Raw genomic sequence first — 18,836 nt, forward strand, 5'->3', positions numbered from 1 at the left:
TCGTACCGGCGCCGTAGGTTGTCGGCATGACGGAAACCGCCCTCACCGAAGCCGCGTTCGCCGCCGCGGTCGACCAGGCCCAGGCCGCCGCCAAGTCCTACTACGACACCGGCGACGTGCTGATGACCGACGCCGACTACGACGCGCTGCTCGACCGGATCGCCGAGGCGAAGCGGGCCCATCCGGAGTGGGACGACCGCGGCGTCACCACGCGGGTCGCGGCGGGCGTGTCCGAGGGCGGCGACGTGCGCCATCCCGAGCCGATGATGTCGCTCGGCAAGGTCACCGGCGACGACGAGGTGCGCGCCTTCGTCGCGAGCCTCGGCGGCGATCCGTGCCTGGTCGAGGTCAAGCTCGACGGGCTCGCCATCCGCGTGGTCTACGAGTCGGGCCGGCTCACGCTGGCCGCGCTGCGCGGCGACGGCAGCACGGGCGAGAACGTCACCGCCCAGGTGCTGCGCGGCATCGCGGGCCTGCCCGCCCGGCTCGGCACGCCGTGGACGGGCGAGGTGCGCGGCGAGGTCTACATGACCGTCGCCGACTTCGAGGCCGCCGGCGCCAACCGGGTCGCCGCCGGCGGCAAGGCGTTCATCAACTCACGCGGCGCGGTCGCCGGGTCCATCCGCAGCGCCGACCGCGCCTACGAGGCGCCGATGACCTTCGCGGCCTACGACATCTCCGGCGACTTCGCCTCCCACCGCGAGCGCATGGCGCGGGCCGCCGAGCTCGGCTTCCCCGTGGCCGGGCGGCTGGCCACCGGCGAGATCCAGGTCGCCGGCGACGCGGAGGCCGCGCTCGCCGCCATCGCGCGCATCGGCGAGCTGCGCGGCGGCCTCGACTTCCCGATCGACGGCGCGGTGCTCACCGCCGACCTCGAGTCGACGCGCCGGCGGCTCGGCTCCGGCAGTCGCACGCCCTACTGGGCGGCCGCGTTCAAATATCCCGCCGACACGGGCTCCACCGTGCTGCGCGACATCGAGGTGCGGGTGGGGCGCACCGGGCGCATCTCGCTGCGCGCCGTGCTCGACCCGGTCTTCGTCGACGGCACCACGATCACCTACGCGACGCTGCACAACCCGAAGTTCGTCGAGGAGCAGGGCCTCGCCATCGGCCAGACCGTCGCGGTGTGGCGGGCCGGCGACGTCATCCCGCGGGTCACCGCGCCCATCGGCGAGCAGCCGCACGGCCTCACCCCGTGGACGCCGCCCGAGACCTGCCCCCAGTGCGGCGAGCCGTGGGACAAGTCCAGCCTGCTCTGGCGCTGCCACACCGCCTCGTGCAGCGCCACCAACGCGCTCGAATACTGGTGCAGCCGCGAGGCCATGGACGTCGAGGGCGCCGGCGAGGCCCTCTGCGTCGCCCTGGTCAACGCGGGCCTGGCCACCGACGTCGCCGACCTCTACGACCTGACCGCTGACCAACTGGCCGACCTGCCGGTGGGCACCACCAAGGCGGGCGGCGTGGTGCAGCTCGGCAAGCTCAACGCGGCAAAGGTCGTCGCGTCGCTGGAGCGCAGCAAGAGCCAGCCGTTCAACCGCGTCATCACCGGCCTGGGCATCCGCATGACCGGCCGCAGCGTCGGCCGCTGGCTGGCAGCCCGCTTCAAGACCATGGACGCGCTGCGCGCCGCCACCGTCGACGAGATCGCCGAGATCGACAAGATGGGCCTGATCAAGGCCCAGCACGTCGTCGACGGCCTGGCCGCCATGTCCGGCGTCATCGACCGCCTGGCCGCCGCCGGCGTCACCATGAGCGTCCCCGAAACAGCCGGCGACAAGCCCTTCGAGGGCAGGACCTACGTGGTCAGCGGCAGCGTCCCCGGCTACACCCGCACCACAGTGAGCGAACGCATCGAACAGCTGGGCGGCCGAGCCACCGGCAGCGTCTCCGCCACCACCACGGCCCTAATCACCTCAGAGACCACCACGGCAAAGGCCGTCAAAGCCGCCAAGCTAGGCATCCCCATCATCGACCCAGCCGAGTTCGCCCACATGCTCACCGACTGACCCCTCGGCGCCTCACTGAGCGGCATTCCTTGGTGCCCGCCCGCCCGCCGCTCCCTCCTGTGGCCAGTGTCCCCATAGGTGCTGTCAAGCGCCGAGGGTAACGCGGGGTAACGGGTCGGCCGATCGGCCGGTCCCTTCTGCCTCTACCTTGTGGAACCCTCCCGCAATGGATTTTCTGGACCGGTTTCGGCAGATCTTCGCGGCGCCCCGGCGGCCCGTGCCGCCACCCGACCAGATGCGGCGTCGCGATCTGACCGACGCCGTACGTGCGACGTACCTCGACGACATGTTCGAAGACGCTCTCGCGGGCAGCCTGGAGAGCACGAAGGACGACCTGGCCACGTCTCGGTTGACCGCCACGTACGTGCGCGACAAGTCCCGTACGGACCTGCGTGCCGATGCCGCGGATCAGCTCGACACGATCGGCGATGCGCTCGAGCATCTCGCCGCGACCCGGTCGGCTCGCGAGGAGATGGGCGGCCTCGATTACTTCTGGGTCTTCACGCCCGGATGGCGGCGGTTGGTGACGGCGACAGCCATGCTGGTCTGGGTCGCGGCGTTCGCTGTGGCCGAGCCCGGCGCGCACGGCGTCGAGTGGGCGAGCCCGGTCGGCCTCTGGACCGCCTGCGGGCTGGCGACGGTGGTGCTCGCCGTCGCGCTCGCTCAGCTCTTCGGCCGCATCCCGGTGCGGGCTTATCTCGTCCAGGTCGCGGCTTTGTCTGCTTTTCCCGCCGTCCTGGCGTTGTCGGCGGTCAAGATTTCTCCGGTCGCCCAGAAGCAGTCCGCCGCGACGGCATTCGCCGTCGTGGTCATCGCGATTGTCTCGGCCGCTGTCGCCGCCGAGACGCTTTGGCCGCGCCACCACGCCGACTGGTTCGTCAAGGAACGCGTCGGCGGCATCCCGATCCGGCGGGTCGCGGTCGTGGCGCCCGTGGTCGGTATCGGGCTCCCCCTCGCCGCCCTTTTGACCGGCCTCAATGTCGGCACCGGCCTCAAACGACTCGACATCCCCGAGCCCGACGCCGTTCTCGCCGTCGCCGCGTCCGTCGTTCTCGGCCTGAACGCCGCACTGAGCCGATCCGGACGCCGGCTGACCCTGATCGACGAGGCCGAGACGGACTTCCGCGCCGTACGAACGGCGCAGCTCGAGCAGTTGCAGAACCAGATGATCGTGCCGTACATCCGCCGGTTGATCAGCGACAATGAGCCTTCCTACGAAACCGCTCTGGTGGTCGAGCGGCCAGAAGGACTCAGTCAGTCCTTCGACCCGCTCTACGAGATCCCCACGTCGGCGACACTCCGGCTGCGCGCGCTGATCGACGCGATGCCGGGCGGCAGCATCGGCGTGGCGGGCCCGCGGGGCGTGGGCAAGTCGACCGTGCTGGGCTCGTTCTGTGCCCATCAGCGCACCGAACCGGGCCTTCGGGTCCTCGTGTCCGCTCCCGTCGAGTACTCCCCACGAGAGTTCCTGCTTCACCTGTACGCGCAGATCTGCCGCACCGTCATCGTGCAGAGCGGCGGCCGGGTCACGCCACCCGATCCGATCGACGCGCTCGTCGCGGCACGCTCGAAGCTGGCCTCCTTCGCCATCGCCGCGGCAATCGGGATCGGCGGTCTTTTCATGTTCGCCTTCTCGGCGTTCGGCTACCCCGTCAATACCGGACAAGCACTCGCCACCGTCCTCATCGCGGTGGCGCTCGCCCTCGCCGCGCAGACCTGGTCCCGTTTCCCCAGCCGGAAGCCACCGACCCTCGGCGAAGGCGTGTCCGAGCTGGAGGCCGCCGCCCGCGACCGGCTCTACGAGATCCAGTTCCAGCAGAGCATCTCGGGAGAGTGGACCGGGACGATCAAACTGCCGGTCGGCGCGGAGTCCGGCCACAAGCGGGCCAGCGGCTTCGTACGCCAGCCCAAGAACCTGCCCGACATCGTGGACGAGGTGCGGCAGTTCCTCATGCTCATCGCGAAGGATCAGGCCGGAGACCCGAAGGCTCGCCTGATCATCGGGATCGACGAGCTCGACAAGATCGAGAATGACGCCCGTGCGCAGCAGTTCCTCAACGACATCAAGAGCATCTTCGGCGTACCGGGCTGCCACTTCCTGGTATCGGTGTCCGAGGATGCGATGGCGTCGTTCGAACGGCGCGGTCTTCCTTTCCGGGACGTGTTCGACAGCGCCTTCGACGAGATCATCAGCATCGACTACCTCAGCTTCCATGAGAGCTCAGACCTGCTGAGCCGGCGCACGACGGAAATAGCGGTGCCGTTCAAGGGTTTGAGTTTCTGCGTGTCCGGTGGTCTGCCGCGCGACCTGATCCGGACCACGCGCACCATGGTCGATCTCGCGACGGACACGTCACAGTCACCGAAGCTGGCCGACGTGACCACACGCCTCGTGGAACGCGAGCTTCGTGGCAAGGCGGGAGCCGTGACCGCCGCCATCCGCAAGATCGATGCCGAGCCGATCACGTCGCGGCTGATCCTCTGGTGCGACAGCATCGCGGAGCACGTGTCCGACACCCGGCGCTTCCAGCACGCCGTCGCCGACATCGCCGGTCTGTGCCTGAGTGCGGCGCCTGACGCTCCCGATGAGTCGAGCCGGGCCGCACTACGCCGCCTCGTGCGGGAGATTGCCTGTTACGCCTTGTATTGCGCGACGCTCGTCGAGTTCTTCGCCGGGACCCGACACGCGACACCGTGCTGGCGGCAGGCTCTCACTTCCGCAGACGACCGTGGGTTCGACGCACTCGCCCGCATCCGCCGCGCCATGTCCCTCAACCCGATGGTCGGCTGGGAAATGATCGGGCGCTTCCGGGCAGCCTGGGACATGACACCGATCGCCGCGCCGGGCAATCTCGCCGGCCTGGCACCGCCAACGGACGACACTTCACTCGTGCCGGCGACCCGGCCGCCGGTCAACTGACGTCACGCAGCATCGACGATCCGCTCCGCGCCCGTGATCGAGAACCTTCAATTGCCCGCGCCCGCCTGCCGGGTTATCGTTCGGGAGCGCTCCCAAATCCGGATTCCCCCTTTCGGAAGGAAGCATCTTGCCTCTCTCCCCTCCTCACCAGTCCCCTCACCGTCGGCGACGACTGACCCTCGTCGCCGCGTCGGTCGCGTGTGCCACCGCCGCGGCCGCCGTCGCGCTCGGTGCCGGCACCGCCTCGGCCGGCACGCTGTCCGGCGTCCTCTACCGCGACCCCGACACCGCCGTCGCGCGCTGGGTGGCCGCCAATCCCAACGATTCGCGCACGCCGCTGATCAGCTCGCGGATCGCCAGCCAGCCCGCCTCGCGCTGGCTGTCGAACTTCAACCTCTCGACCGTCCAGTCCGAGGTTTCCACCTACGTCGGCGCCGCCACCGGCGCGGGGCAGGTGCCGGTCCTGACCTTGTACGGCATCCCGAACCGTGACTGCGGCGGCGCCAGCGCGGGCGGTGCGCCCGACCTGAACCAGTACCAGACCTGGGTCACCAACATCGCCCGCGGGCTGGGCGGCCGCACCACGCTGATCATGCTCGAGCCCGACTCTCTGGCGCTGCTGACCTGCCTCAGCGCCGGCGAGATCACCGCACGCAGCCAGGCGCTCGCCACCGCGACCCGCACCCTCAAGGCGGCCGGCGCCAAGGTCTACCTGGACGCCGGCCACTCCGCGTGGAACTCCGCCGCCGACACGGCCGGCCGGCTGGCCAACGCGGGCGTCGCGGACGCCGACGGCTTCTACACCAACGTCTCGAACTTCCAGTCCACCGCGAACGAGACGGCGTTCGGCCGGTCGGTGCTGAGCGCGCTGTCCGGGCGCGGCATCAACGGCAAGCGCCAGGTCATCGACACCAGCCGCAACGGCGGCGCGGCCGGCGACTGGTGCGGCGACGACAACACCGACCGGCGGATCGGGCGCTACCCGACGCTCGACACCGGCGACGCGAACATCGACGCCTTCCTGTGGGTGAAGCCGCCGGGCGAGGCGGACGGCTGCCGGTACGCGGCCGGCTCGTTCCAGCCCGACCTGGCCGCCAGCCTCGCCACCGGCGCGCCGCTCCCGCCGACCACCGGCCCCACCACCCCGCCGACAACTCCACCGACCACACCTCCGACGACTCCGCCGACCACGCCACCGACGACTCCCCAGCCGGGCGGTGCGTGCGGAGCGACCTACGTGACGTCGAGCTCGTGGCAGGGCGGCTTCCAGGGCCAGGTCACCGTCAAGGCCGGCGGCGGCGCGATCAGCGCCTGGTCGGTCTCCTGGACCCTCGCCTCCGGCCAGTCGATCAACCAGGTCTGGGGTGGCGTCCTGTCGGTCAACGGCTCCACGGCGACTGTCCGCAACGCCGCCTGGAACGGCTCCCTCGCCCCGGGCGCATCTGCCGAGTTCGGTTTCATCGCCTCGGGTGCGGCAGCCACGCCCACCCTCACCTGCACGGCCTGACAAGACCGATCAACGCGGCGGCCCGGCGGAAACCCGCCGGGCCGCCCGAGTCTGCCTCTCCGAACGGCCTCGGGCATGACGCGGACGTTCGGGTCTTTTGCCCCAGTGGACCGTGACATCCGAATGCGCGGGGAACGCCACATCAGGGAAACGTGCGCGGTCTTATCAGATCAATTGACCTAAGTCTATGCAGTTCCTGACACTTGCGGGACATGGCGATCTGTGGTTGCGAGCGAGAAGGGTGAAGGGCGAGACGCTGCAGTGACTCTTCGACTTCACGCCGGTTTTGGAGGTCAAAGATGACCCAGATGACCACGAAGTTCTCGGAGCGACTCGAGATACCCGAGGAACTGCTGGATCTTCGCGAAGAGATCAACGAGACGGTCGAGGACCTCGGCCAGAGACTTCTGAAGGGCACCGACGTCTACCGGGCCCAGATCAAGCAGATCAAGTCGCAGGCGCAGACGCAGAGGACCTCCGCCGCGCGCAACGGCCAGAGCCAGGGCGACACCTCGGAGCTGACGGAGCCGACCGCCGTCTTCGGTGGCGTGCCCTACCAGTTCTTCGACATGATCGCGGTGGGACCGTTCCAGCCGATCGGCGGCCCGCCGTTCCGGCCCAACCGGATCATCCGGGCCGGTGAGCGGGCGTTCCTGATCGCCGCCATCTGGCGGAACCCGGCCCCGCTGGCCTTCACGATGGGCAACCCGTCGGCGGCCGACGTGATGGCCGGCCAGCCCTACGTGATCCGGGGCCAGACGGTGAACGTCAACGACGTGGCCAACGGCCCGGATCTCGGCCCGGTCAACGGCACCTTCGGCGGAGGCTTCGTCGACTTCCACGTGCTGCGCATTCCCGCCGTGCCCGCACCGCCGGACGGCGCTCCCCGGCTGCTCGACATCACGCTCACCATCGACGTGCGCAGCGTGGCCTCGGGCCTGCCGCCGTTCGCCGGATACGCGTCGCAGTGGCTGCAGCTCGACACCGAGCCGCCGTTCGTCTTCCCCAGTATTCCCGGGACGAACGGCCAGCCGGTCGTGGTGCCGGGGATCGTTCCCGGCTTCGTGCAGGACATCCCGGTCCGGGTGCTGATCTACGCGTGATCGGCCGGCGGGCACCGGCGCCGGTGGACGGCGGTGCCCGCGCGGCCGGTCGATGACCGTTCATGAACGAGCCCTGGCAGGCCAAGCTGGACCCACGGACCCGGGCCGCCGTCGACGAAGGCGGCCCGGGCGGCCGGCTGGACGTGCTCGTCGCTCTGCACGAACCCCTCACCGCCGCCGTCCGCCACCAGTTGCAGACGGCGGGGCTGACCCTCATGTCCGGCGACGGCACGGTCGTGGCGGGTCACGTCCCCGATGTCAGCGCGCTGAAGCGGCTTGCCGCGCTCGCGGCGGTGCGGCGGCTGGAATCGTCGCGCCCGCTGTTCGGCGAGGGCGGTGGCGGAAAGGAATAGGGCGAAGGAGGCCCGAGGATGGCCACACTGGATCCGCGCTTACGCCTGATAATCGACGAGCTCGCCGACCGGCCCGGGATGGAGTTCGCCGCCGCCGCTGACGCCCCGCTGGGTCAGCGCGTCGGCTGGAACGACCGAGCCGACGGCGCCACCATCGAGGTCCTGGTCGAAGCGACGGCGGAGGGAGACCTCGACGCCGTCGCCGCGTCCGTGCCCGGCGCCCCGTTGAGTGCGGCCGGTTCGGTGCGGCCGCTCCGGTTGCCCGTGACGGCGTTGCCGGCACTGGCCGGCAACGAGGCGGTGGCCCGCGTCGAGGCCGCACGCCCGTTGTTCCCCGAGCTCAACTGGTCGCGCCGGGAATGCCGGGCCCAGGTCCTGCACGAGGGGTCACCCCCGATCACCGGGACAGGCGTGGTCGTGGCGGTGATCGACTCCGGGATCGACTACACCCACCCGTGTTTCCGCCGGGGCGACGGCGGCACCCGCATCATCGCTCTCTGGGACCAGGCCGCGGACGCCGAGGCCGGCGGCGGCGTGCCGTTCGGCCGCGAATACCGCCGGGCGGACATCGAGCGAGCCCTTCAGGCGCCCGATCCGCACACCGTGGTCCCGCACCGCGACAGGGACGCGAACGGCCACGGCACGCACGTCGCGGGGATCGTCTGCGGCGACGAGCGCGGCAGCGGCCTGTTCACCGGGATCGCCCCCGACGCCGAGCTGATCGTGGTCGCCCTCGACACCGACGGGGTCTCGCTCGGCTCGTCCCCGCGCGTGGTCGCCGCGCTCGACTACGTGCGGCAGCGCGCCGGCGGCCGCCCGGTCGTGGTCAACCTCAGCCAGGGCAGCAACAGCGGCGGCCACTGCGGCGACTCCCTGCTCGAGCGGCGCATCGACGAGCTCAGCCGGCAGCCCGGCTTCGTCGTGGTCAAGTCGGCCGGCAACGAGCAGCAGTGGGGCATCCACGCCGGCGGCATGCTGTCGCCCGGCGAGGACCACTTCCTGCCATTCGATGTCGTCGGCGGCAACCATCTCGACGACGTCGTCGAGGTGTGGTTCGGCGGCGGCGACGACGTCGAGGTGGGCATCGCCACGCCGAGTGGCGCCTCCACGGCACTCGTCCGGCCCGGAGCGTCGGACACCTTCGAGACGGGGGCCGGCAACCGGGTCCGCATCGATGTCGACGACGACGCGGACGGCACGGGCGACCGGCGGGCCTCACTGATCCTGCGCCGGGGCACGGCCGACCAGATCCAACCCGGGCGGTGGAGCATCGTGCTGCGCTCCGCCGTCATCACCGACGGCCGGTACGACGCGTGGATCGACCGGACGGTGCGCCGAGGACCGGGTGCGCCGGAGCAGAGCCGGTTCGCCCCCGGCGCCCGCGATGCCACCCGGACGATCACCATTCCCGGTACGGCCCGGCACGTCATCACGGTCGGCTCGTACGTCACGAAATCGCAGTTCCCGGACACGGTCGGCAAGCTGTCCGGGTTCAGTTCGCTGGGACCGACTCGCGACGGCCGGGCCAAGCCCGACCTGGCGGCGCCGGGCGAGTTCGTCGCCTCGGCCCGGGCCGGCTGGAGCGACGGCGAGGGCGTGCACGCCACCCTGGCCGGCACGTCGATGGCGGCGCCGCACGTGGCCGGAGTGGCGGCGCTCGTGCTTCAGGCCGCGCCGCTGCTGACCGCGGACCAGGTGGCGCAGGTGCTGCGCCGCGCGGCCCGGGCCGACGGGCCCGTCGAGGCCGGACCGGACGGCGGCTGGGGCAGTGGCAAGATCGACGCCGCCGCGGCCGTGTCGCTCTCCCGGGCGGCTGCCTTCCCCACGGTCGTCGCGGTGCAGGAGGACGGCAGCCGGGTCAGCGTGAAGACCGACGTCGCCACGACGGCTCGCCTGACGGTGACCGGGGCCGACCCGATCGGCAGCCCGGAGGCCGCCACGGTGCACACGTTCGAGCTGGCCGGCCTGCCCTCCGCCCGCAACCGGTATCGGGTCGAGGTCACCGCGGACGGCTGGACCACTGTCGACGACAACGGCGGGCGCGGGTACGCCGCGCCGACCGAGACGCTGCCACGGCGGAACGGGGCGGGGCACGAGTTCACCGTCGTCGCGGTCGCTCACCCGGGCGGCGAGCCCTCGATCGAGTACGACGTGACCGACCTGCGCAGCGGCGATCGGGCGGCGAAGCTGGACGGCCAGGCCATGCTGTCGTTCCTGGAGGAGAAGACGGAGGGCCGCTCAGCGTCTGTCTCGGGGCTGGACCGGTGATCGGATCGCGTCCCACCCGGTGACGTCGCACTGACCGTGTTCGTTGTCTCCGGTGGCGGCAACGGTTCCGTCCGCGCGTAGCCCCAGAGTGTGGGCGGAACCGGCCGCCACCGCGACGATCTCGCGCCAGTCGGCCACGTCGCACTGGCCGTGATCGTCGCTGCCGACGGCCACGACCCGGCCGGCCGCCGTGACTCCGACGGTGTGGTAGCTCCCCGCCGCCACCGCGACGACGTCCCGCCAAGCACCGACATCGCAGGCGCTCGCCGACTGATCTCCGGCCGCGAGGACGCGCCCGCCGGTGGTGAGGCCGACCGTGTGCAGGTAACCGGCCGAGACGGCGGCCACGTCACGCCACCTGCCGACCGCGCACTGCCCGCGGCGGTCGTTGCCCACGGCGACGGCGGTCCCATCGGCTCTGAGGCCGACCGAATGCCAGTCGCCGCAAGCCAGCGCCACCACCTCACGCCAGGCGCTCACCTCGCACGCTCCCTCGCGGCGCCGTCCCGCGGCCAGCACGGTGCCGTCGCCGACCAGCCCCAAGGTGCGGCGCCAGCCCGCGGCGACCAGAGTCACGTCGCGCCATGACGCGACGTCGCACTGCCCGTCACCGTTCCAGCCCGTCGCGAGCACAGTGCCGTCCGCACGAAGGCCGACGCTGTGGGACCGCCCGGTGTTGGACGCCGTGTGCACGTTGCCGGCGGCCACGGCGACCACCCGGGACCACTCGCCGACCCGGCACTCCCCCGAGGTCCCGTTGCCGGCCGCGACCACGGTGCCGTCGGCGCGCAGCCCCAACGAGTGTCGCCGTCCCGCGGCGATCACGACATCCCTCACGGGTGCATCATCCGTGATCGCCGCGAGCGAGGCGAGCGGTGTTCACGGCGATGACTCTGTTGATGAGGCCGCCGCCGGGGAAGTCGAGCATGAGCACGCCGGTGCGCACCACGGGGGTGTGCACCTCGGGGCCTTCGTTGAGATAGGTGAGCAGGAACGGGTTGACGCCCTGCACGCCCAGGGCGCCGCCGGCCACGGCCTCGGGGGTGGCGAAGACGCTGGCGCCGCTCGCGAAGTTGACGTACATCTTCGTGGGGTCGCCGGCGCTCGTGGCGTCGAGGAAGCGGCGGACCTGGTCGCGCTTGGTGGCGATGGCGCCGACGTTGGGGACGTTGTATTCGTCCTGGACGTAGGTGGAGGAGCCGTCCTTCCAGTCGGCGAACTGGGCCAGGCCGTACTGATGGAGGCGGCCGCCGTACGGGCCGTTGAGGACCACCAGGACCACCTTGCCGCGCACCGCGCCGAGGGTGGGCATCGCGGCGCCGGCCGAGCGGGTGACCGAGGGCGCCCAGAAGAGGCCGGGGCGCTGGGCCACGTAGCTGTCGAAGATGTCCGCGAACGGGGCCTGGCCGGTGGCGTCGGTGCACGAGCCGGTCTGGCCGGTGCATTCCTGCTTCAGGCGCAGCAGCACGGTCTCGCGCGGATGCGCGGCGAGGAAGTCGGCGAGGCGGTTCAGCACGTCGCTGAAGTTGGCGTTCTGGTAGGTGGCGCCATGGTGGATGGTGAAGCTGTTGCCGGCGTTCACCCGGGCCCGTACGTCGATCATCCGGATGCCGGCGGTGAGCTGGGCGGTGAGCGTGGCGGCGCTCTCGCCGTGGTTCTCCTGCGCCTGCGTCCAGGCCCCGCCGCGGATCGCCAGCGTCTCGTGGGTGCCCGGCACCGAGAGCGCGGCCAGGCTCGTCGCGTCGGGGAGGCCGCTCATCCAGTCCGGGTTGGCGGCGGAGGTCAGCGAACGGTAGGACGCGTCGGCGGCCTGGGCGGGGCTGGGCGCGACGGTCAGGGTCAGCACGAGGGCGAGGAGCACGGCAGCGGCACGCTTCACGCCGGGAACGATATCTGTCTATGGAGTACGGCGGTTGTCGGCCAGGCAACAGGGTCGTGGACGGGGAACGCCCGGCCTATCCTGGCCGCGTGAACGCACTGCTGCCCTTCGGCGCCCGCCTGGCGCGGCTGCTTGAGCATCGCGCGATGTCCGCGACGGCTCTCGCCCAGGCCGCCGGCATTCCGGCCGGACGGCTCGACGCCGTCCTCGCGAGCGGGCAGCACGACAAAGCCGGCGCGCAACCCGACAAAGCCGATGGGCAGCCGCAGCTGGACGAAGGCGGCGGGCAGCCGGACGACGACCTGCTGCGCCGCCTCGGGCCCGCGCTGGGGCTGCACACGTCGGACCTGTTCCTCTTCGCCGGCCGCACCGTGCCCGACGACCTCGCGCCGGCGCAGGTCCGCCGCCGGGTCAACGGGGTCGTGACCACGCACGCCAAGTTGGTGCACACAAAGCCCGCGGCGGCGGCCCGGCTCCGCCGATTCGTCGACGAGCTGCCGGTCCGGCCGGTGCGGCGCACCGAGCCGTTCCCCTCCGACCGGCTCGGCACGTCGCCGGGCGGGATCCTGTGGCGGCTGCTGGCCAACCGCAACATGCGCGTCAAGGCGGGCGCGCTGATGTTCGTCGGCGGCGGGCCCTACCTGTCCGACTCGACCTATGTGATGGCCTGCTGGGGCCGGATCCCGCTGAAGGAGAGCTACCTCAACGCCTTCGCGCGCACCGTCGGCATCCCGGTCGGCGACCTGGCGGCTCTGCTCGGCCTGCGGGCCGCCGAAACGCCCTGGAGCGCGGACTTCTCGATGCTGCCGTGGAACGTGTCCTGGCCGTCCGCCTCGGTCGAGCTCGCCTGGGCGGCGCGCCGGCTGGACGACGACCAGATCAGGGAGGCAGTGCGGTACGCCGTGGCCCTCGACTCAGACACGTCGGCCTAGCCGCCGGGCGGCCGGGAGCAGGCCGGCCGCGATGGCCACCTTCAGCGCGTCGCCGGCTAGGAACGGCACGAAGCCCACCCCGATCGCCGTCGCGGCGTCCAGGTGCAACGCGATGGCGAGCCAGGGGACGCCGACGGCGTAGACGACGAGGGTGCCCAGAACCATCGTGGGGATCACCCGCCAGGGGGTGCGGCCGGCGCCGCGGCGGGTGAGCGCGCCGACCACGGCCGCGGCCAGGACCATGCCGAGGAGGTAGCCGAAGGTGACGCCGGAGGCGCCCGCGAACCACGGCACCCCCGCGACGCCGGCCAGGACGTAGGCGAGGCAGGCCGCCGGGCCGCGCCACGGGCCGAGGGCGGCGGCGGTGAGCAGCACGGCGAGGGTCTGGCCGGTCACCGACACCGGGCTGCCGGGCACGGGGAGGGCGATCTGTGCGGACAGGCCGATCAGGGTGGCCGCGCCGAATACCAGCACAGTGTTGCGGATGACTGCCGCGCGGTGCCGGGTGAGCCCGGTGAGCAGCAGGTCGCCGAGGACGTAGCGGGGCGCGTGCAGGGTGACGCTGTTCATCGGGACTCCAGGGACGAAAGGTAGGAGAGCCAGCCGCCGTGTGCGGTGATGTCCGGGGCGTTCCCGGTGGCCGCGGCCTCGCAGAGGAAGCCGGTGACGGCCGTGCCGTCGGCGAGCCGCACCTGCCCGAGGGTCATGGGTGCGGGCAGCGCGGCGAGGAACGGGCCGAGCGCGGCCGGGGGCAGCTCCCACACCTCGCCCTCGACGGCCGCGCCGCCCTCGGTGACCCGGACCAGGCCGGGCTTCGGCGGCTGGGTGGGCAGGGCGTGGAGGCGGTAGTCCGGCGCCGTGCGGGCCCGGCCGATCAGGCGGCCGCCGGCCGAGGTGAGCTGGTGGTTGAGGGGCTGGCCGGTGAGGTGCGCCCCGACCACGAGCAGCCGCAGCCCGCGAGCCGCCGGTGCGGGCGCGGGGCCGCCGGTGAGCAGCGCGGCCACCCCGGTCGCGACCGCGTCGGCGTACCCCCTGGTGATGATCTGGACCCCGAGCGGGCCGGCCGGGACGGCGACGGCGGCGAGGCCGAAGAGGTTGCAGAAGTTGGTGTACGTGCCGACGGCCGCGTTGACGCCCACCGGGTCGGCGGCGACCTCGGCGATCGTCGGGTGGATCGGCGCCGTGGGCAGCAGCAGCGCGTCCGCGTCGCCCCACTCGGCCATCGCCTCGGCACGCAGCCGTTCCAGGCGCTCGGTGTCGGCGACCAGCACGTGCGCGGGAATGTCGCGGGCGGCGGAGATGATGCCGGCCACGGTCGGGTCGGCGCCGTCCGGGTGCTCGTCGAGGAACGCGCCGACGGCGGCGTACCGCTCGGCCACGAACCCGCCGTTGTAGAGCAGCTTCGCGGCCTCGAGGAACGGCTCCAGCCGCACGGGGCGCAGCACCGCCCCGGCCGCCTCCAGCGTCTTGGCCGCCCGGCCGAACGCGTCGAGCCACTCCTCGGACATGCCGGTGAGCTGGTCGCGGGCGGGCACCGCGACGACGGGCCGGGGCGGCGCCGCGAGGGGCGCGTCCACCGGCCACACCGGGTCGCTCATGATCGTCATCGCGCGCTGGGCCGAGACGAGGTCGCGGGCGAAGACGGTGACGCAGTCGAAGCTGCGGCAGGCGGGGACGACACCCTCGGTGGGTACGAGGCCCCGCGTCGGCTTGATCCCGACGATGCCGTGAAAGGCGGCCGGCACCCGTCCCGAGCCCGCGGTGTCGGTGCCCAGCGCCAGGTCGGCGATGCCCAGCGCCACCACCACCGCCGATCCGGAGCTGGAGCCGCCGGAGACCTTCTCGGGGTCGCGGGCGTGGCGCACCGGGCCGTACGGGCTGCGGGTCCCCACCAGCCCGGTGGCGAACTGGTCCAGGTTGGTCTTGCCCAGCACGATCGCGCCCGCGTCGACCAGGCGCTGCACCGCCGGGGCACTGCGGGCCGGGTGATAGGCGTACCCCGGGTGTCCCGCCGTGGTGGGAAGCCCGGCCACGTCGATGTTGTCCTTGACCGCCAGAAGCAGCCCGGCCAGCGGCAGGTCCTCGTCCAGGGCCGCCGCCTCGGCCAGCACCTCCTGCTCCGCACGCAGCGTGATCCACGCTTCGGGACGTTCGCCGAGGGCGATGCGGGCGTACGCGTCGCGGACGCGCTCCCGCGGCGTCATGCGCCCGCCTCCCCCGCGAGAACGAGCAGCGGGCTGCCCGGCGCGACCTGGCTGCCGGGCGTGACCAGGATGTCGGCGACCTCGCCGTCCCGCGGCGCGGTGATCACGGTTTCGAGCTTCATCGCCTCCAGCGCGAGCAGCGGCTGCCCGGCGGTGACCCGGTCGCCGGGGCGCACGTCGACGCGCCAGACGCTGGACACGAACGGCGCCTCGACCAGCGCGCCCCCGTCGGGCACCACGACCTCCCCGGCGGCCGGCGGCGCCTCGGGCTCGGGCCGCGGGTCGAACTCCCCGGCCGCCGCCCACGCCTCGCGCTCCGCGCCGAAGGCCGCGGCCTGGGTGGCCCGGAAGTCCGCGATGGACTCGGCGTTGGCCGCGAGGAAGTCCTCGTGGTCGGCGAGGCGGAACGTGCCGTCCTCGATGCGCCACTGGTGCCGGCCGGCGGCGACGTCGGCGCGCAGGTCGAGCAGTTCCTCGGCGCCGACCGGATACCACTGGATGCGGTCGAAGTGCCGCAGCAGCCACGGCCGGCGCTGCCAGCGGGACCAGACCTGGACGGTACGGCCGACGAACTGATAGCCGCCGGGACCCTCCATGCCGTAGATGCACATGTACGCGCCGCCGATGCCGACCGCGTTCTCCGGGGTCCAGGTGCGTGCCGGGTTGTACTTCGTGGTGACCAGCCGATGCCGCGGGTCGAGCGGCGTCGCGACCGGCGCGCCCAGGTAGACGTCGCCGAGCCCGAGGACGAGATAGCTGGCGTCGTAGACGGTCCGGTAGACGTCGCCGACGCTCGCCAGGCCGTTGATCCGGCGGATGAACTCGATGTTCCACGGGCACCAGGGCGCGTCGTCGCGGACGCCGGCCATGTAGCGGGCGATGGCCTCGCGGGTGGCCGGGTCGTCCCAGGAGAGCGGCAGGTGCACCACCCGGCTCGGCACCTCGAGGTCGCGGGTGGCGGGCAGCTCGTCCTCGATCTCGCGCACCAGCCCGAGCAGTGTGCGCACCGGCAGCCGGCCGGGATCGACGTGGATCTGGAGCGACCGGATGCCCGGGGTGAGGTCGACGACGCCCGGCAGGCCCTCGGCGCGCAGCCGCTCCATCAGGGCGTGCCCGCGCATCCGCAGCCCGAGGTCGAGGGTCATCGGCCCGTACTCGACGAGCAGATTGTCGTCGCCGGAACGCCGGTAGGTGACGGCCGGCGCGGTGCCGGTGGGCTCGCGGCGGGCGAGGACGCCGTCGTCCCCGGTGACGATCGGCACGACGGCCCCGCCGACGCCGACCCGGAGATCGGCAGCGGTCTCGTCGGAGACGGGCACGAACCGGACCGTGTCGCCGGGGGCGAGCTGGCCGAGCTTCCAGCGCTCGGCGGTGACGACGGTGGCCGGGCAGACGAAGCCGCCGAGGCTGGGCCCGTCGGGCCCGAGCAGGATCGGCACGTCACCGGTGAAGTCGACGGCGCCGACCGAGTACGGGGTGTCGTGGATGTTCGACGGGTGCAGGCCGGCCTCACCGCCGTCGGTGCGCGCCCACTGCGGTTTGGGACCGACGAGCCGGACACCGGTGCGCGCCGAGTTGAAGTGCACCTGCCACTCGGCGGCATAGAACGCGTCGATGTCCTCGCGGGTGAAGAACTCGGGCGCCGCATGCGGCCCTTCGGTGACCGCGATCCGCCACACATGCCCAATCTCGGGCCGCGCTCCCACCGCGGCACCGCCCGGCAGCGCTCCCACCGCGGCACCACCCGGCCCCGCGACCACCGCGGCACCGCCCAGCCCCGCGACCACCGCGGCACCACCCGGCCCCGCCGGCGCCCCGCCGCTTGGCGCCGCTTCACTCGCCCCCTTCTGCCGGATTTTTCCGGATATAGCGCGAAGAGTGTCGCCGACTCGCAGCGCCCGGCCGCCGTGCCCGCCGAACTGGCCGAGCGTGAAGGTAGCGGCGCTGCCCAGGTAGCGCGGCACATCGAGCCCACTGGCGAACAGAATGTACGCCCGCAACCCGGCAACGGCCTTGCCCACGTCCAGCACCGCACCCGCCGGCACCTCCACCGGCTCCCACCGGGGCACCGCCACACCGTCCACGGTCACCGGCACGTCCGCGCCCGTCACGCACACCGTGGTCGCCGCCGAGAAGCGCAGCGCCGGCCCGTCCACCGTGCACTCCAGCCCGGGCGCGCCCTCCGGGTTGCCGAGCGCCCGATTGCCCAGGCGGAACGAGAGGTCGTCCATCGGCCCGGACGGCGGCACACCGACCTCCCACAGCCCCGTGCGCCCCGGCCAGTCCTGCACCGTGGTCAGCGTGCCCGGCCGTTCGACCACGATGCGCGGCTCCTCGTCGTGCGCGCCGGCCAGCGTCGCGGTCGAGTGCCGCGCGGCCAGCACGGCCGGGTCGGCGGCCGCCGCGCGCAGCAGCCCGAGGTTCGTCTCGATGCCGTCCACCCGGGTCTCGCCGAGCGCCCTCCGCAGGGCGGCGAAGGCCTCGTCCCGGGTCGCGCCGGTGACGATCACCTTGGCCAGCATCGGGTCGTAGGCGGTCGTCACCTCGGTCCCGGCCTCGACCCAGCCGTCGACCCGCGCCTCGGAGGGCAAGCTCACCGCGGTGAGCAGGCCCGCGCTGGGCCGGTGCCCCTGGGTGGGGTCCTCGGCGTACACCCTGGCCTCGACCGCGGCCCCGGCCGCCCGCCGCGTCCGCAGGAAGCCGGTGTCGCCCTGGGCCAGGCGCAGCATCCACTCGACCAGGTCGACGCCGAAGATCGCCTCGGTGACCGGGTGCTCGACCTGGAGCCGGGCGTTCACCTCCAGGAACGACGCCTGCTCGCGTTCGGCGTCGTAGACGAACTCGACGGTGCCGGCGGACCGGTAGTTCACCGACGCGCAGAGCGCCGCCGCCGACTCGTGCAACTGCTCGCGCACGGCGGCGGGCAGGCCCGGCGCGGGCGCCTCCTCGATGACCTTCTGGTTACGGCGTTGCAGGCTGCAGTCCCGGTCGCCCAGCACGGCCACTTCGCCGCGCCCGTCGCCGAAGACCTGCACCTCGACGTGGCGCGCGCGCTGCACGTACCGCTCCAGGAAGACCCCGCCGCTGCCGAAGCTGGCCACCGCCATGCGCTCGACCCGGCCGTACGCGTCAGTCAGCTCCTCGGGCGTGAAGACGGCCTGCATGCCGATGCCGCCGCCCCCGCCGGTGGCCTTGACCATCACCGGGTAGCCGATCTCGGCGGCGGCGGAGAGCGCCTCGTCGAGCCCGGAGAGCAGCCCGGTGCCCTCGATCATCGGCACTCCGGCGGCGCGGGCCAGGTCGCGGGCGGTGTGCTTGGCGCCGAACGCGGTGAGCTGCGCCGGCGTGGGACCGACGAAGGTGAGCCCGGCCCGCTCGACGGCGGTCGCGAACGCGGCGTCCTCGGAGAGGAACCCGTAGCCGGGGTGCACGGCACCCGCCCCGGTGGAGAGCGCGGCCTCGAGCACCCGGTCGACGACGAGGTAGCTGTCGCGGGCGGGGGCCGGACCCAGGCGTACGGCCAGATCGGCCATCCGCACGTGCGGCGCGGCACGGTCCGGGTCGGAGAAGACCGCGACGGTCTTGAGGCCGATCCGGGCGGCCGTGCGGATGATCCGGCAGGCGATCTCGCCGCGGTTGGCGACCAGAAGAGTGTCGAACATGC

The 18,836-nt window shown here is 72.6% G+C and carries 12 protein-coding genes; 7 read left to right on the plus strand and 5 right to left on the minus strand.

Going from position 1 to position 18,836, the window contains the following annotated elements; genetic code table 11:
- The first annotated feature begins 26 nt into the window (after window positions 1–26).
- The 6 genes from ligA (at window position 27) to Ade02nite_RS35050 (ending at window position 10,157) form a co-directional block, all read left to right on the plus strand.
- A complete protein-coding gene (gene ligA, locus Ade02nite_RS35025) occupies window positions 27–2,006 on the plus strand; it encodes an NAD-dependent DNA ligase LigA (protein ID WP_203773186.1) in 1,980 nt (659 codons plus the stop codon).
- A gap of 148 nt (window positions 2,007–2,154) precedes the next feature.
- A complete protein-coding gene (locus Ade02nite_RS35030) occupies window positions 2,155–4,926 on the plus strand; it encodes a hypothetical protein (RefSeq protein ID WP_203773188.1) in 2,772 nt (923 codons plus the stop codon).
- Between the two features lie 127 nt (window positions 4,927–5,053).
- On the plus strand, window positions 5,054–6,433 hold the full coding sequence (locus Ade02nite_RS35035) for a glycoside hydrolase family 6 protein (RefSeq protein ID WP_239169279.1): 1,380 nt from the start codon (window positions 5,054–5,056) through the stop codon (window positions 6,431–6,433).
- A 308-nt stretch (window positions 6,434–6,741) separates the two neighbouring features.
- Complete coding sequence (locus Ade02nite_RS35040; RefSeq protein ID WP_203773190.1) at window positions 6,742–7,536, plus strand: hypothetical protein; 795 nt, start codon at window positions 6,742–6,744, stop codon at window positions 7,534–7,536.
- A 62-nt stretch (window positions 7,537–7,598) separates the two neighbouring features.
- The gene (locus Ade02nite_RS35045; protein ID WP_203773192.1) at window positions 7,599–7,889 is read left to right on the plus strand and encodes a hypothetical protein; all 291 of its coding nucleotides are present in this window, start codon (window positions 7,599–7,601) and stop codon (window positions 7,887–7,889) included.
- 18 nt (window positions 7,890–7,907) lie between these two features.
- The gene (locus Ade02nite_RS35050; RefSeq protein ID WP_203773194.1) at window positions 7,908–10,157 is read left to right on the plus strand and encodes a S8 family peptidase; all 2,250 of its coding nucleotides are present in this window, start codon (window positions 7,908–7,910) and stop codon (window positions 10,155–10,157) included.
- Here the strand turns inward: Ade02nite_RS35050 and Ade02nite_RS35055 are convergent.
- Complete coding sequence (locus Ade02nite_RS35055) at window positions 10,128–10,994, minus strand: RCC1 domain-containing protein (protein WP_203773196.1); 867 nt, start codon at window positions 10,992–10,994, stop codon at window positions 10,128–10,130. The two genes, Ade02nite_RS35050 and Ade02nite_RS35055, sit on opposite strands and share 30 nt — an antisense overlap.
- 7 nt (window positions 10,995–11,001) lie before the next feature.
- Complete coding sequence (locus Ade02nite_RS35060; protein ID WP_203773198.1) at window positions 11,002–12,036, minus strand: phosphatidylinositol-specific phospholipase C; 1,035 nt, start codon at window positions 12,034–12,036, stop codon at window positions 11,002–11,004.
- An 89-nt stretch (window positions 12,037–12,125) separates the two neighbouring features.
- On the opposite strand from Ade02nite_RS35060, the gene Ade02nite_RS35065 reads away from it, so the two are divergent.
- Window positions 12,126–12,968: a hypothetical protein gene (locus tag Ade02nite_RS35065; protein WP_203773200.1), complete on the plus strand. Its 843-nt coding sequence runs from the start codon at window positions 12,126–12,128 to the stop codon at window positions 12,966–12,968.
- On the opposite strand, the gene Ade02nite_RS35070 is transcribed toward Ade02nite_RS35065, so the two are convergent.
- Genes Ade02nite_RS35070 through uca form a run of 3 tightly spaced genes read right to left on the minus strand, consistent with a single transcriptional unit; the run spans window position 12,951 to window position 18,834 of the window.
- Complete coding sequence (locus tag Ade02nite_RS35070) at window positions 12,951–13,538, minus strand: biotin transporter BioY (RefSeq protein WP_203773202.1); 588 nt, start codon at window positions 13,536–13,538, stop codon at window positions 12,951–12,953. The genes Ade02nite_RS35065 and Ade02nite_RS35070 overlap by 18 nt on opposite strands.
- Window positions 13,535–15,172: an allophanate hydrolase gene (gene atzF, locus Ade02nite_RS35075; RefSeq protein ID WP_203773204.1), complete on the minus strand. Its 1,638-nt coding sequence runs from the start codon at window positions 15,170–15,172 to the stop codon at window positions 13,535–13,537. Before atzF ends, Ade02nite_RS35070 begins: the two co-directional genes overlap by 4 nt.
- Window positions 15,169–18,834: an urea carboxylase gene (gene uca, locus Ade02nite_RS35080; RefSeq protein ID WP_203773206.1), complete on the minus strand. Its 3,666-nt coding sequence runs from the start codon at window positions 18,832–18,834 to the stop codon at window positions 15,169–15,171. The genes atzF and uca overlap by 4 nt, the downstream gene beginning before the upstream one ends.
- Window positions 18,835–18,836: the final 2 nt, after the last annotated feature.

Source organism: Paractinoplanes deccanensis, assembly GCF_016862115.1.
Taxonomy (GTDB): Bacteria; Actinomycetota; Actinomycetes; order Mycobacteriales; family Micromonosporaceae; genus Actinoplanes; species Actinoplanes deccanensis.